12 protein-coding genes are annotated in these 12,773 nt (G+C 59.1%); 7 read left to right on the forward strand and 5 right to left on the reverse strand.

Features of this window, described 5'->3' with window-relative positions:
- Window positions 1-257: 257 nt before the first annotated feature.
- A complete protein-coding gene (locus VFG26_RS10510) occupies window positions 258-1,628 on the forward strand; it encodes a hypothetical protein (RefSeq protein ID WP_325025007.1) in 1,371 nt (456 codons plus the stop codon).
- Between the two features lie 15 nt (window positions 1,629-1,643).
- On the opposite strand, the gene VFG26_RS10515 is transcribed toward VFG26_RS10510, so the two are convergent.
- Complete coding sequence (locus tag VFG26_RS10515; RefSeq protein WP_325025009.1) at window positions 1,644-1,952, reverse strand: formate dehydrogenase subunit delta; 309 nt, start codon at window positions 1,950-1,952, stop codon at window positions 1,644-1,646.
- A 149-nt stretch (window positions 1,953-2,101) separates the two neighbouring features.
- On the opposite strand from VFG26_RS10515, the gene VFG26_RS10520 reads away from it, so the two are divergent.
- Window positions 2,102-3,151 (forward strand): flavodoxin family protein, encoded by a 1,050-nt coding sequence (locus VFG26_RS10520; RefSeq protein ID WP_325025077.1) that lies wholly within the window; start codon window positions 2,102-2,104, stop codon window positions 3,149-3,151.
- A gap of 150 nt (window positions 3,152-3,301) precedes the next feature.
- A complete protein-coding gene (locus VFG26_RS10525; protein ID WP_325025011.1) occupies window positions 3,302-4,396 on the forward strand; it encodes a DNA topoisomerase IB in 1,095 nt (364 codons plus the stop codon).
- Window positions 4,397-4,422: 26 nt separating this feature from the next.
- On the opposite strand, the gene VFG26_RS10530 is transcribed toward VFG26_RS10525, so the two are convergent.
- From VFG26_RS10530 to VFG26_RS10540, 3 genes are all read right to left on the reverse strand, one after another.
- Window positions 4,423-5,157 carry a Crp/Fnr family transcriptional regulator gene (locus VFG26_RS10530; RefSeq protein WP_325025013.1) on the reverse strand — a complete coding sequence of 245 codons (735 nt, stop codon included), beginning with the start codon at window positions 5,155-5,157 and terminating at the stop codon, window positions 4,423-4,425.
- Between the two features lie 201 nt (window positions 5,158-5,358).
- The gene (locus VFG26_RS10535; protein ID WP_325025015.1) at window positions 5,359-7,695 is read right to left on the reverse strand and encodes an FdhF/YdeP family oxidoreductase; all 2,337 of its coding nucleotides are present in this window, start codon (window positions 7,693-7,695) and stop codon (window positions 5,359-5,361) included.
- Between the two features lie 203 nt (window positions 7,696-7,898).
- Window positions 7,899-8,678 carry a Crp/Fnr family transcriptional regulator gene (locus VFG26_RS10540; RefSeq protein WP_325025017.1) on the reverse strand — a complete coding sequence of 260 codons (780 nt, stop codon included), beginning with the start codon at window positions 8,676-8,678 and terminating at the stop codon, window positions 7,899-7,901.
- A 264-nt stretch (window positions 8,679-8,942) separates the two neighbouring features.
- On the opposite strand from VFG26_RS10540, the gene VFG26_RS10545 reads away from it, so the two are divergent.
- Window positions 8,943-9,893: a sensor histidine kinase gene (locus tag VFG26_RS10545; RefSeq protein WP_325025019.1), complete on the forward strand. Its 951-nt coding sequence runs from the start codon at window positions 8,943-8,945 to the stop codon at window positions 9,891-9,893.
- Here the strand turns inward: VFG26_RS10545 and VFG26_RS10550 are convergent, their stop codons facing one another.
- Window positions 9,894-10,541 carry a hypothetical protein gene (locus VFG26_RS10550; RefSeq protein ID WP_325025021.1) on the reverse strand — a complete coding sequence of 216 codons (648 nt, stop codon included), beginning with the start codon at window positions 10,539-10,541 and terminating at the stop codon, window positions 9,894-9,896.
- 192 nt (window positions 10,542-10,733) lie between these two features.
- Between VFG26_RS10550 and VFG26_RS10555 the strand changes: the two genes are divergently transcribed.
- From VFG26_RS10555 to VFG26_RS10565, 3 genes are all read left to right on the forward strand, one after another.
- The gene (locus VFG26_RS10555; RefSeq protein ID WP_325025023.1) at window positions 10,734-11,240 is read left to right on the forward strand and encodes a cytochrome P450; all 507 of its coding nucleotides are present in this window, start codon (window positions 10,734-10,736) and stop codon (window positions 11,238-11,240) included.
- A gap of 92 nt (window positions 11,241-11,332) precedes the next feature.
- Window positions 11,333-12,322 carry an alpha/beta hydrolase gene (locus tag VFG26_RS10560; protein ID WP_325025025.1) on the forward strand — a complete coding sequence of 330 codons (990 nt, stop codon included), beginning with the start codon at window positions 11,333-11,335 and terminating at the stop codon, window positions 12,320-12,322.
- A gap of 133 nt (window positions 12,323-12,455) precedes the next feature.
- Window positions 12,456-12,773: a hypothetical protein gene (locus VFG26_RS10565; RefSeq protein ID WP_325025027.1), complete on the forward strand. Its 318-nt coding sequence runs from the start codon at window positions 12,456-12,458 to the stop codon at window positions 12,771-12,773.

The raw sequence follows: 12,773 nt of genomic DNA on the forward strand, positions 1-12,773 counted from the left end.
TGTTTTCTATTCGCCCTGAGCATGAGGGACATCGCTCCTCCTTGTCCTCAGCGTTTCAACGTTTTCATCACCGGCGCTATTCGTAAGGCTCAGCGCGAACGAAAGCCGCAAGGTCTAGACCGCATAGGATTAGCGGGCGGAACACGGGTGATTTTCTCAGGCGCGTGGCGATAAGCTTGCCCCTCAGAGGTTTTACCGCGGCGGCGAATAGACAGTTCGCCGCCACGTAGGTGGCCTCATACGTGGGGGCGTTTGGCATGCGGACTGCTGCATCGACGATCGCGTTCGCGATCCCCGGCTGCATCATCTATTGCATTGTTCATCTCGCTTTCTGGCCAGCGCAGATGTCGCCAGATTCCCTCGACCAATGGCAGCAGCTGCTGACTTGGCAATTCAACGACACGCAACCCGTCAGCGGCACCTTGTTGAACTGGATGTTCTATCAAGCGGTGCCGAGCCCCGCTTTTATCGTCTTTGTGCATTACGTGCTGTTTGCGCTCGCGACCGGCTATGTTCTGTCTGAGTTGCGCTGCTGGGGTGTGGCGCCATCTCTTCTCGTTGCATGCGCGATATTGTTTCCGCTGTTTCCCCCGAACTTCCTCGTCGTCACGACAATGTGGAAGGACGTGCCCTTCGCAACAGCGCTCATCGCCTTGATGGCGTTGCTCATCAAAAGCGTCAGATTGGATTTCAAGCTCTCCGCCTCGGAATGGGCGTCAATAGGGGCAGCGGGAATTGCACTTGTTCTTCTTCGCCACAATGGCGTGATTGTCTCGGTTGGCATTTTCCTGCTGCTCGCTACGGTCAAGTCTGCTCGCCGTCCCGCCGCGGTGCTCGCGGGCTTGCAAGTCGCCGCATTTATCCTTTCGAAGACGCTCCTGCTCTCAGCCCTTTCCGCTTCACCTCAATCCGGTGAAATGCGAACCATCGTTGCCTTGCCAATGCTGGCAGCCGCCGTACGCGAGGACGTGCAATTATCGCCCGAGCAGGACCAAACCATTCGCGCGATTGCGCCGATCGAAGCGTGGAAGTCGGTTCCATGCTGGAATGTCGTTACGTTCTTCTTCGACGATCCGCGCGTCTCACACGCTGCACTCGAGCCGCACCGTGTGTTCGCAACAGCTGCTCAGATTGCCTTCCAACATCCCCTCGTCGCTCTGAGACAAGAACTATGCATGACCGAGCTGTTCTGGCGTCCATGGCCGCACAGGGCGAAACAGATGGCGGACGTGCCACTCGAAATCACGCAGACTCCGCTTGCCCATGAGCTTAATCTCACCACGCAGTCGAAACTCCCGGCCCTTGCCGATTGGCTCAACTGGTTCAACGGGCGCTATTTCGGCGGCAGAGCGCCTATGAAGCGGCCGGCGCTGTACCTGCTCGCCGGCATAATCGCAGCTGTAAGGCTCATGATGATTGCCAAGCGGCTTATGTGGCTCGCTTGGCTACCGGCAGGGTTGAACTGCGTGAGCCTCCTTTTTCTGATCCAGGCCCAGGAGTACCGCATGGTCTGGCCTTCCGTCGCGGCCTCGGTACTGCTCGCCGTGTTTGCCATTGGCATGGAGGCCAAGCATCGCCAGCGTACTTCAGCCCAGCCCACTCAGGAGCCGATTGCACAATTGGGATGAAGTCATTCGCGCTGATCAGCCAGCGTCGCCTCCGCCATCGGCGAAGCTCGGCTGCGCGCCATCGGGCGCCTTCTTTCGCGGATCGACCGATACACGCCGGCCACCCGATTTTGGCCCTTTGAAATAGTCGTGCATTGCTTCGAGGAAGAGCGGCTTCAACCCGTCGCCTCCGGCATCGATGATATCCTTCATGGCGTCCCGCATCCGACGCTCCCATGTATTGTGGATGTGCTTGGCGATGCCATCCAAGGCCTCGGTTTTCGGATAGACCTCGAAGTAGTCCGTTATCTGATTGGCCATTTGAATGAGATGGGCTCTTTCCATGCGGCACCTCGGTTGTCAGAGACTGTGAGCTCCCCAGCAACCATAGATCTGCAGGAGCGGACTTTGAACCAATTTCACTAAGCGGCGTTCGATTGAACGCCGTAGCAGGAGGAAACGTCAAAGTGGCTCTCACCGATCCGCGCAAAGGGATGCCCGATCCAAAAATCGATGAGGAAACGTTCAAGGCCCGGTTTCGCTCCAGTTTTTGTGACCCCGCGTTCGATCAGTTAGACAATGAGATCGAGGCGATCGCCCAGATCGCCTGGGAGGCCTACGATCAGGGCCGAAAGGCTCCCACGACCGAGAAAGCTGGTCCGGCCTTCGCCGATCCCAGCTACGAACTTTCGACCGAATGGCTCGAAGCCAAGAAGAGGATTGATCGGGCTGCCGAAGCTCATAACGACCCTCAGCGCCCGTCGCGTGTTCTGCTCATCAACGGATCGCCGCGAAGCGAACACACGTGTCCGAGCGAGATGTCCAAGACTTACAGGCTCGTGGAGGCCGCAAAAGCGGTCATCTCCCAGCATCCTGATTTTGTCTGCGATGAGCTTGATCTCAGCCGTTTGACGTCGGAGTACGGCCGGACCATCCATCCCTGCAAGGCCTGCTTTTCAACTTCTCCCGCGCTCTGCCATTGGCCATGCTCGTGCTATCCCAACCACTCCCTCGGGCAAATTCACGATTGGATGAACGATATCTATCCGCTTTGGGTCGCGGCACACGGCATCATGATCATCACACCCTGCCATTGGTATCAGGCGCCGACTGTTCTCAAAGCCATGATGGACCGCCTGGTCTGTGCGGACGGGGGAAATCCTGATCCGTCCGCTACGGAGGGCAAAGATGCGAAGCTCGCAAAGGAGCTTGAGCTCAAGGGATGGTCATATCCGAAGCATTTGCAGTCCCGCGTCTTCTCCATCATCACAAACGGCGATTCCGAAGGCGCCGACATCCTTCGCCGCTCACTTGATGATTGGCTGAGCGACATGGGTTTGGTCGCCGCGGGACGGCTTGCAACGATCGATCGCTATATCGGCTACTATCGGCCTTACGCCACAAGCCACCAAGACCTTGATGAGGACCGGTCATTGTTCCAAGAGACCGCAAACGCGGCGTCGACTCTCATCGAGGCCGTGAAGCAATATCGAAATGGCGAGCGCGAAGCGGGCTCCGGTTTAACCGACCCCCGCCCGAAATAGATCCACAAAGATTTGCCCCCGCAGACGCTTCTTCCTCAGCAGCAAGCGGAACTCATATCCATAAGGCTGCGTTCCGCTTGGTCGAAGGCGCTCTGTGAAGACGAACAACACGTTCGCCGCGACAGTGCTTCAGCGAGTTGGCGGCAAGGTATGCTTCAAGAGTCCAAATCGGGCGACGAAGACCGTATCACTTCTGTCGAGGAGGCCGGACTAACTTACGTCAACGACGGCGATCCGGGTATCGCGCGGAAGAAACGCGGCAGCGGGTTCTCCTACACTTTGCCGTCCGGAGGAACCGTCAAGGACGCCCGTACGGAGCGGCGGATTCGCAGCCTCGCCATCCCGCCCGCCTGGACGGATGTGTGGATTTGCCCTTTGCCGAATGGGCATATTCAAGCCACGGGACGGGATGCACGGGGGCGGAAGCAATACCGGTATCATCCGGATTGGCATCGCACGCGCGACGAAGCGAAATTCGAAAAAATCCTCGCCTTCGCCAAGGTACTCCCGAAACTCAGGAAGACAGTCCGCCGCCATACACGCCGCAAGCGGCTCGACCGTGAAAAGGTGCTGGCGACCGTAGTCACTCTGCTTGATGAAACGCTGATCCGCGTTGGAAACGAGGAGTACGCGCGGGCGAACGGCAGCTTCGGCCTGACGACGCTGAAGGACCGTCACGTCACTTTCTCCAGCTCGCAGGCAAAATTTCGCTTTCGCGGCAAGACGGGCAAGGAATGGCGCGTTGCCGTCCACGATCGCCGTATCGCCCGGATCGTGAAACGCTGCCAAGATCTGCCAGGACAACATCTCTTTCAGTATGAAGCCGAAGATGGCAGTGTCCGGCAGATCACGTCCGCTGACGTCAACGCATACTTGCGGGAAGTTGCGGGCGAGGAAATCTCAGCAAAGGACTTCCGCACGTGGGCGGGCACGGTGCTTGCGGCGGCTGCCCTCGCCGAATTTGAAAACGTGGACAGCGAGGCGGCAGCCAAGCGCAACGTCCGCGCTGCAATCGAGAGCGTTGCGTCCCGGCTTGGCAATACGCCGACGATATGCAGGAAGTGCTATGTTCACCCGGAAATCTTGAACTGCTATCTCAGTGGCGAGCTCGTCCGCTCGATAGCCAGAAAAATCGAGAATGAGCTGGCCACGAGGATGAGCGAGCTTTCTGCGGCGGAGGCAGCAACGCTGGCGCTTTTGCACCGGCGGCTTCGGTCTTCACGCCGCTCTGCGAGGCGAGGGTAAAATCCAGCTCCCTGGTTGCTGGAGCCTCAAATCACTTCGTTTACCGCAGACAGCGGCGGCAGCCAACGCGTGCTTTCGCGTTCTGCCTGGCCGTAAAAGCCTTGGCAGTGCTCCTCGATGCCCTTCCTATCGATGATCACGATCAGACCGCGTGAGGCTTCGATTAGGCCCAGCCGCTCAAGCTGGTTGATTGCAGTCGTAACGCCTGCACGCCGGACGCCGAGCATCAAGGCTAAGAGTTCGTGGGTGAGCTGCAGCTCGTCTCCCACTCTGTCATGGGCAATCAACAGCCACCGGGCCACGCGCTGATCCAGGCTTGCGCGCGAATTTGCAAGGGCCGTGCGCGCAATCTGTATGAAGAACGTATGCAGGTACTTCAGGAATGACGTGCGAATAGCGGGATGTTCATCGGCCAGACGGCGCAATTCCTTTGCACATACGCAGTATCCGTCGCCTTCCATCAGCACAAAAATGTCGAGGGAGGCCCGATCGGCGCCAAGCAGAAGGGATGCGCCGGTCATGCCTTCCCGGCCGATGACGCCGACTTCCGTTTCATGACGTCGGTTGCGGCTGACGGCAACTGCCGAGAGCAGGCCGCGAAATGGAAAGACGACCCTTTCTATATTTTTGCTCGCCGCTTCCACGCACTGCCGCTGGCGAAATTCGACCGGCTTCAGCAGCGGTTCAAGGCGAGCGTAGGCGTCGCCCGGTAAACTGGAAAGGATCACGTTGCCACGCAGGTGGCGGTGGGAGACCAACATTGTTCGTCGGAGCAACTCAGGATTGGCGGCTCGTTTAGCGCTAGCGGGGTGGCCGACGGGACCGCACGTTAAGTGAACGTGCGCGCAGTGCCTCTGTTCCTGCCGCCAATGAAATAAGCGGCGGGAGCCGAGAGTGGTTAAAACCGCTCTGCCGAACGCGCAAAGCCAGCCGCGAGAAGTGCGGAGGGTATCCGGATGCGATCATGCCTCGGCTAGGACATTGCGGCTGTCCTTTTCCCGCGCCCCAGCTGAAGCCCGAATGCGCACGGGAATCGACTTGTAGGCGGGCGTGCCGCTGCGGATGTCGTAGTGGCCGAGATCGACGAGGTTGTTGGCCTCGGGATAATAAGCAGCAGCCGATCCCTTGGCGATTTCGAACGCCACTGCCGTCAGCTTTTGAAGAACTCGAGCTGGCCCCGGATCATCGGGCAACTTGATGACCTCGACGTCGACGACATCGCCATGGGCCAGCCCGCGGGATGCAAGGTCTGCCTGGTTCAGGAAGATCACATCTCTACGTCCGGTGATACCGCGATAGCGGTCATTGAAGCCGTAGATCGTCGTATTGTATTGGTCGTGGCTTCTGATGGTCGCAAGCAGCAGAGCGCCCGGCTCTTTCGCGCGCGGGTCGCCGTCCAGCCCATTGAATACGATGAAGTTGGCCTTCTTCGAGGGCGTGTCCCAAATGCGGTGGGCAGCGGGAATGTAAAGATGGAAGCCGCCCTCGTTGCGGATCCGCTCGTTGAAGTTTTCGAATGCGGGAAAAACCTTTTCGATGGCATCCCGAATTCGGTCGTAATCGGCGATGTACCCATCCCAGCCGACCTTCGTGTCTGGGAGGGTCGCCTTCGCAAGTCCCGCAACAATCGCGGCTTCCGACTTCAGATCGGTTGAGACAGGCGTCAGCCGCCCTGCCGATGCATGAACATAAGAGACAGAGTCTTCCACGGTGACGGACTGCGGACCCGTAGCCTGCTCATCGAGCTCGGTGCGGCCGAGGCACGGCAGGATGAACGAGTTCTTCGCGACCAAGAGCTGCGAGCGGTTCAGCTTGGTGGCGATGTGCACAGCGAGATCAAGATTGCGTGCGCCCTTGAAGGCGGCGTCCCTGTCGGACATCGCGACCGCCAAGTTGCCACCCATGGAAACGAGCGCGCGCGAGCGGCCGTCGATCATCGCTTGGATGGCCTCGATTGCGCCGTGGCCAGGCTCGCTCGGAGGACGAAAGCCGAACGTGCGCTCGATGTTCTGCAGCAAAGTGGGGCTCGGCTTTTCCGTGATGCCGACGGTTCGATCGCCTTGGACGTTCGAATGACCGCGCAGGGGACAGATACCGGCTCCTGGTATTCCGATGTTGCCACGAATGAGCGCGAGATTGGCGATCTGCTGGACGATTGCCGTGCCGTGGCGGTGCTGCGTCACGCCCATTCCGTAGCAGAAAATCACACGGTTCGCCGATGCGTAGCGCCTCGCCGTGTCCTCAATGTCTGCGCGCGAGATGCCTGAGCACCGCTCGATATCTTCCCACGACGTCGCCTCAATATCTGCGATCAGCTTCGGGAGTCCCTGCGTGTGCTCCTCAATGAATGAGCGATCGAGGATGCTCGCCTGACCATTGGCTTGCCGCTCGGCATCGAGAGCGAACAGCGCCTTCATGATACCCTTCAGCATGGCGGCGTCGCCCCCCACCTTCACCTGATGGTAGATGGTTGCGATCTGCGTCGAATGCAGCGTCAGCATTTCGACGGGGGATTGCGGCGATGTAAATCGCTCGAGGCCGCGTTCCCGCAGCGGATTGATGACGATGATCGTGCCACCACGCTTGGCGACTGCACGTAGCGTGCTGAGCATTCGCGGGTGGTTTGTGCCCGGGTTGTGGCCGATGCAAAAGACCATATCCGCGCCGTCGAAGTCCTCGAGCGTCACGGTGCCTTTGCCGACGCCGATAGATTCCGGCAGCCCGATGCTCGTTGCCTCGTGGCACATGTTCGAGCAGTCGGGAAAATTGTTCGTTCCGAACTCGCGAACGAAGAGCTGATAGAGAAAGGCTGCTTCATTCGACGTGCGGCCGGAGGTGTAGAACTCGGCCATGTTCGGATCGGGTAAAGCGCGGAGCAGCTCGCCGATGCGTTGGAACGCGTCCTCCCACGATATCGGCCGGTAGCGGTCCACCGCGGCGTCGTAAACCATCGGGTGCGTCAGGCGACCGGAATCTTCCAGGGCGTAATCCGTCCATTCCCAGAGTTCCGAGACGGTGTGAGCTTCGAAGAACTCGGGGCCGGTGCGTTTGCGTGTTGCTTCCCAAGCGACGGCCTTCGCTCCGTTTTCGCAGAACTCGAAGGAGGACGCGTCACGAGGATCTGGCCACGCGCATCCCGGACAGTCGAACCCACGTGCCTGGTTCACCCGACTCAGCGCAGTCGTTTCACGGCTCAGCGCCATTTGCGCCCGCAATGCTTTGGCGACCGACTGCAGTGCGCCCCACCCGCCAGCCGGACCACCATAGACGCCGACGCCCGGAACTTCCCGTTTACTCATTCTGCTCGCTCACCGATTGGACCTAGGTAACTGGCGAACTGAACCCTTCAGATACAGTTCCTTACGTGCGGCCGGATGTGGCGGGAGGAATACTTGCGCGAACAGGATGAATTGGAGTGGTGGAAAAGGCGGCGGTGCCGGCTGAGGCTCTGTGCTTCTGAGCCGCGCGAACCCGGCGCCATAGCGCGCTTCTTCTTTCAGGGCTATCGGCCGCGGAATGCGGTCTTCGATACTTCCGATTCCTTATCCACGTGCAGGTAGACCGGGTCAAATTCTGAAAGGCGAACAAGAGCCTTCCAATTGAATATCGTCAGCTTGCCACTTCGCAGATCCAGCAGACCGTCTTTGCGGAGCCTCTGGAGAGCGCGATTGATCGAGATGTGGGAAATCCCAAGCGTTTGCCCAAGTTGGATCTGATTTAGCGGGAGGCTGCAGGAGTCGCCATCGGCGAGACCTGCGTGGCGCGCGCGAAAATATTGCTCGCAGCAGAAGTGAGCGAGGCGAGAGGCAGGATCTCTGGAGCTGTTGTTCGTGATCATCTGCCGGAAGATTGCGGCGTCCACTAATGTCGTGCGCCATAATGCAAAGGTCACGCCAGGGCGCTTGAGAAACAGCTTTGTGAGGCTGTCATGCCGGAACAAAGCGATCTCTCCGGCATTCAACGCACACAGCGAGTGGTCCATCATATCGAGAAAGACAGACTGTATGTCTGGCATGTCACCCGCAATGTGGAAGGAGAGATACTGCCGGTCACCATTTTGCATGGTGTGATAACGGGCCATCATCCCGTCCAGAACCAACACGGCCTTACGGGGTCTGTCCCACTGGCAGACGACATCCTCTTCCGACGAGAGACTTCTCCTTTCAAAGGGGAGACTTCGTAGTGCCGCCTCGTCCGCTGAGGTCAGCGTCGCGTGTTCGCTTGCCTTCTTGAACAGCAAGTCATGGACGCTCTCTTTATTAGGTCGGGTGTTCTTCGGCATGATATCCGATAAACTACCCAAATTTCATTTTGCTCCATTATCATTTGATAAGACGTAGGCGTATTCAACATGCCTATATTCAGCGCAATCAGCCGGTAAATAGCCGGGCAGGCTGACTGAGGCTGCCGCTGCTTCCAAATTGTCTGCCGTGCTGATCCCGCCTTCGAAGGCGGGTCCTTATCGAGGACCGTTGCCTATATGCTCAGATTTTCGCACCAGCTCTGGAACCTGGGGCGGTCTGACGTGGCTGAGCGCCCAGCTGGAATGGCCGTTCTCGCGGACTTTCTGCTGGCCGGCGGTCTCGTCAGCGTGGCCTTCATCGTCCGGTGGCTCTTGGGTTTTGCTGGCGAGCGCGTTCTTGTTTTTGCCGTCTGCTTCCCCGCCGTTCTTGCCGCAACTCTTATTGCCGGATTCCGATGCGGCATTATGAGCCTATTCATATCTACCATTTTGTTTTCGTGGGCTTTCATTTCTCCCACCCGATCATTCGCTCTGATGTCTTTCGTCGACGTCCTCAATATTGCGCTTTATGTGGCCGTCGGCGCCGTCATCATCTGGATTGGCCACCTATATCGCCGGATGGTGGAGCGCCTGCGGGCCGCGAAGTCCAAGAATGAGCTGCTCATGCGCGAGCTCAGCCATCGCTCCAAGAACAGCTTGGCGGTGCTGTCGGCCATCATCTCGCAAAGCCTTCGTCATGATCCCGCTCAGGCGCGCAAGATCATCGGTCGCGTCGCCGCTTTGAAGCTGGGTGAGGAGCTCATGCTCGAAGCTGAGGTCGCTCCAATTGCGTTGCGCGACCTCCTTGCCCGTGAACTCACCGTCTATGAAGTGGATCGTCTGACGCTGGACGGCACGCAAATGGCCGTCCCTGGCGACCTTGCGAAAACCCTCAGTATGGTTGTCCACGAACTTGCGACCAACGCTCTAAAATATGGAGCGTGGTCCACCGATGTTGGCAGGGTCAGCATTACCTGGGGCGCCCACGGTCAAAGCTCGTACCTCCGCTGGGCGGAAGACGGCGGGCCCGCTCCCACTCCGCCCGAAAAGGTAGGCTTCGGCACATTTCTGATCGAGCGGCTCATTGCCGGTCACCATGGCCAGGCCAATATGGAGTGCCGGCCCTCCGGCATCATCTGGCACCTGACCTTCGCCAATCCTGCCGACCAGGATAGCATCGAGCCTGCGGCAAACACCGCACCCGTTACGGCGTAGCTAACCGCTGCTCAGGCGGGCAGCCGGGCCGGCACTCCGGAGCAGGAACCTGATCGCCTTTGCGGCCGTTTCTGCAATGGCTTCATCAGGTGATACATGCTCAGGACAATGCGAGAGCCGCCAAGGCTTCACGCACCAGATAGTACGCTTTCCCTTTTCACTGAGGGCTACACGTTCGCGTCCGACCGGCGCCGGCAGGTGGGCGCGGATGCTTTCTCCTGCCGCTTGATGCTTGAGAAGGCCGTTTGCATCGGCGGACCTGACGCCGTGGAACCTTTCTTCGATCCGAAGCTGTTCAAGCGCGAGGCCGTGTTGCCGCGGCGCATCCGGCGCACGCTGCTTGGAGACGGCGGTATTCACAGCCTGGATGGTGAGCCGCAAAGGTTGAGAAAGGCCATGTTCCTGCAAGCCCTGGGCCCGCACAGGATCACAGAATTCCGGGAAATATTTACACGTCACTGGGAAGCCGCTGTCTCGGATTGGACGCGCGATAAGAGTAAAGGAACCGTCTTTTTCGATGCGGTGCGTTCCATTCTCTGCGGCAGCAGTTGCGAGTTTGCAGGCGTTCCAACTTCCGAAGTCGACGCCGGTCTCTGCGACGACCTTTTTCAGATGGTCGACTCCTTCGCTGCGGTTGGCCCGCTTCACTGGCGCGGGCGCATGGCACGCTCACGCCGGGAGCGATGGGCTTCGCAGCTGATTCACGGGGTTCGCAGTAGGACGATACCGGCGCGGGAAAACTCTGCCTTACACATCGTTGCGGCCTACCGCGATGTAGACGGACGCCTTCTTCCAGACGATGTGGCAGGCGTTGAGCTGCTGAATTGCATCCGGCCCATCATGGCGGTCACCTATTTTGCCGAGCTTGCAGCCGCGGTGCTTATCATCAATCCCGTTTACCGGCCGGAGCTCGATGACGATGCATTTCTCGAGAGCTTCGTACACGAGTTGAGGCGCTACTGTCCCTTCACGCCCGTGCTCGGCGCTCGGCCGTGCCGCGACTTGGAGGGGAACGACTACATCATTCCGAAGGGCGTTCTCACGATTATCGACATCTATGGGATTCATTACGATGAGCGCATCTGGCGTGATCCGCACGCGTTCATCCCCGATCGCTTCATCGGGCAGGATGCGTTCCAATCCGCGATCCTCCAGCAGGGGGGCGGAGCGCATGCAAATGGTCACCGGTGCGCAGGCGAATGGATTACGGTGGAAACGCTTAAGCTGATCGTCGCTGGATTGGCCCGCCTTTCTTGGCGGAACAAAGGGGACGCTGGATCCCTGGCCTACGACCTCAGGAGAATACCCGCGCGGCTGAAAAATCCTGTGGTGCTGGAATTCGCCTGAACGCGATCTGCTTTCGCTTGCCCGGCTGCTGCGAAAGCGGCGCCACAGCTGCTTACATAGGTGAACCCGCTACGGAAAGAACGCAGGTGCTCATGCGTGATCGAAAATCGCTTCTGACGAGCCGCATCCTTTGGGGCGGCATAGCAGGTCTCCTCGCGTCCGCCGTCGCCGTCCGCTATCTGACGCACAGGGCGGAAGCGCGCTTCATGCCCGTGGGGCGCAAAGTCCATGTGGAAGGCCATGAACTCCAGGTCTTCGAGTGTGGCGAGGGTCCTCCGGTCCTCGTACTTCATGGCAATGGCGGGATGCTGCAGGATCTTCTCTCCAGCCAACTGCTAATGCGTTTGGCCGAGCGCCACCACGTCATTGCGCTTGATCGTCCAGGATTTGGTGCGACGCCGCGCGATGCCGAGACGACATGGACGCCGGAGTTAGAAGCTGACCAGATCGCCAAGCTTTTGGACACCCTGGGTATCGAACGGGCCGTCGTCGTTGCTCATTCCTGGGCGACGCTGGTCGCTTTAGCGCTGGCTCTTCAGCATCGGGAAAAGGTTTCAGGTCTCGTCCTGCTATCGGGCTTTTACTTTCCCGAGTTCAGGCTGGACGCCCTCTTGGCTGCACCAGCTGCGACACCGGTGCTTGGCCGCATAGTGACGAACACGGTGTGGCCGTTGATCGCGCGGCTCTCGGCGCCTCTGATCTTCCGGCGAATCTTTGCGCCGCGCCCGGTCTCAAAACGTTTTCTTCGGGCCTACCCCATTGAACTTGCCGCGCGCCCAAGCCAACTGAAAGCCGTCGCGGACGATACGTGGATGATGCAGCGAGCGGCGGCGCGGCTACAGCCACATTACACAGATGTCGATGTTCCTGTGCGTCTGATCGCAGGAGAAGATGACCGGATCGTAGCTACGGACAAGCACTCCCAGCGCCTGCACGAACTGCTGCCCAATAGCGAAATTTACGTCGTGCCGGACACGGGGCACATGGTGCATCACGCCGAGCCGGAGATCATTGCTCGCGCGGCTGCCGAGCTTCAGGACTTGGACAGTGAAGAGAATGCGACGGGCTACCTTCGCGCTTAGGGACACCGCGAGATTTTTGTGCCGGATATCCTAGCCGGCGCGCAGGCATCGGCTGATGGGGTGCGGGCCATGGCAGGTTTCTACCCGCGCCCATTTCTGTTTGAAATTCCCTCAGAGTAAAAAGGTTGGGTGCATGACTTCAAAATCGATCGTTATCGTCGATCCAAGTCGCACATCGGGCGTGGGCTTGAGAAACTGCCTGACGCGCGCGGGTGACACTGCGCACGTCTTCAGCAATTTTGCCTCCGCATTGAAGATGGTCGAGCGCAAGAAGGTCGACGCGGTGGTGGTCGACTTCGATACGGATCGGGAGACGATTACTTTCTGCGATGCTGTGCGCTCGCTCGGCGTCCAGGTGGTCTACTCGTCGGCGCCGGTTCAGCCGTCGATCTTGGCCGGGGGAGCGACCGAGCACGATGCGCGGACCATTTATAGGAGGCTCTTCGAATGA

The organism is Hyphomicrobium sp. (genome assembly GCF_035687085.1).
In the GTDB taxonomy this organism is placed as follows: Bacteria; Pseudomonadota; Alphaproteobacteria; order Rhizobiales; family Hyphomicrobiaceae; genus Hyphomicrobium_B.

Bases quoted from the DNA above. Each gene is read 5' to 3' on its own strand.
- VFG26_RS10510 (WP_325025007.1), top strand. From the start codon at position 258: ATGCGGACTGCTGCATCGACGATCGCGTTCGCGATCCCCGGCTGCATC.
- VFG26_RS10520 (WP_325025077.1), top strand. From the start codon at position 2,102: ATGCCCGATCCAAAAATCGATGAGGAAACGTTCAAGGCCCGGTTTCGC.
- VFG26_RS10535 (WP_325025015.1), bottom strand. From the start codon at position 7,695: ATGAGTAAACGGGAAGTTCCGGGCGTCGGCGTCTATGGTGGTCCGGCT.
- VFG26_RS10545 (WP_325025019.1), top strand. From the start codon at position 8,943: ATGGCCGTTCTCGCGGACTTTCTGCTGGCCGGCGGTCTCGTCAGCGTG.
- VFG26_RS10560 (WP_325025025.1), top strand. From the start codon at position 11,333: ATGCGTGATCGAAAATCGCTTCTGACGAGCCGCATCCTTTGGGGCGGC.
- VFG26_RS10565 (WP_325025027.1), top strand. From the start codon at position 12,456: ATGACTTCAAAATCGATCGTTATCGTCGATCCAAGTCGCACATCGGGC.
- VFG26_RS10515 (WP_325025009.1), bottom strand. From the start codon at position 1,952: ATGGAAAGAGCCCATCTCATTCAAATGGCCAATCAGATAACGGACTAC.
- VFG26_RS10525 (WP_325025011.1), top strand. From the start codon at position 3,302: ATGCTTCAAGAGTCCAAATCGGGCGACGAAGACCGTATCACTTCTGTC.
- VFG26_RS10530 (WP_325025013.1), bottom strand. From the start codon at position 5,157: ATGTTGGTCTCCCACCGCCACCTGCGTGGCAACGTGATCCTTTCCAGT.
- VFG26_RS10555 (WP_325025023.1), top strand. From the start codon at position 10,734: ATGGCGGTCACCTATTTTGCCGAGCTTGCAGCCGCGGTGCTTATCATC.
- VFG26_RS10540 (WP_325025017.1), bottom strand. From the start codon at position 8,678: ATGCCGAAGAACACCCGACCTAATAAAGAGAGCGTCCATGACTTGCTG.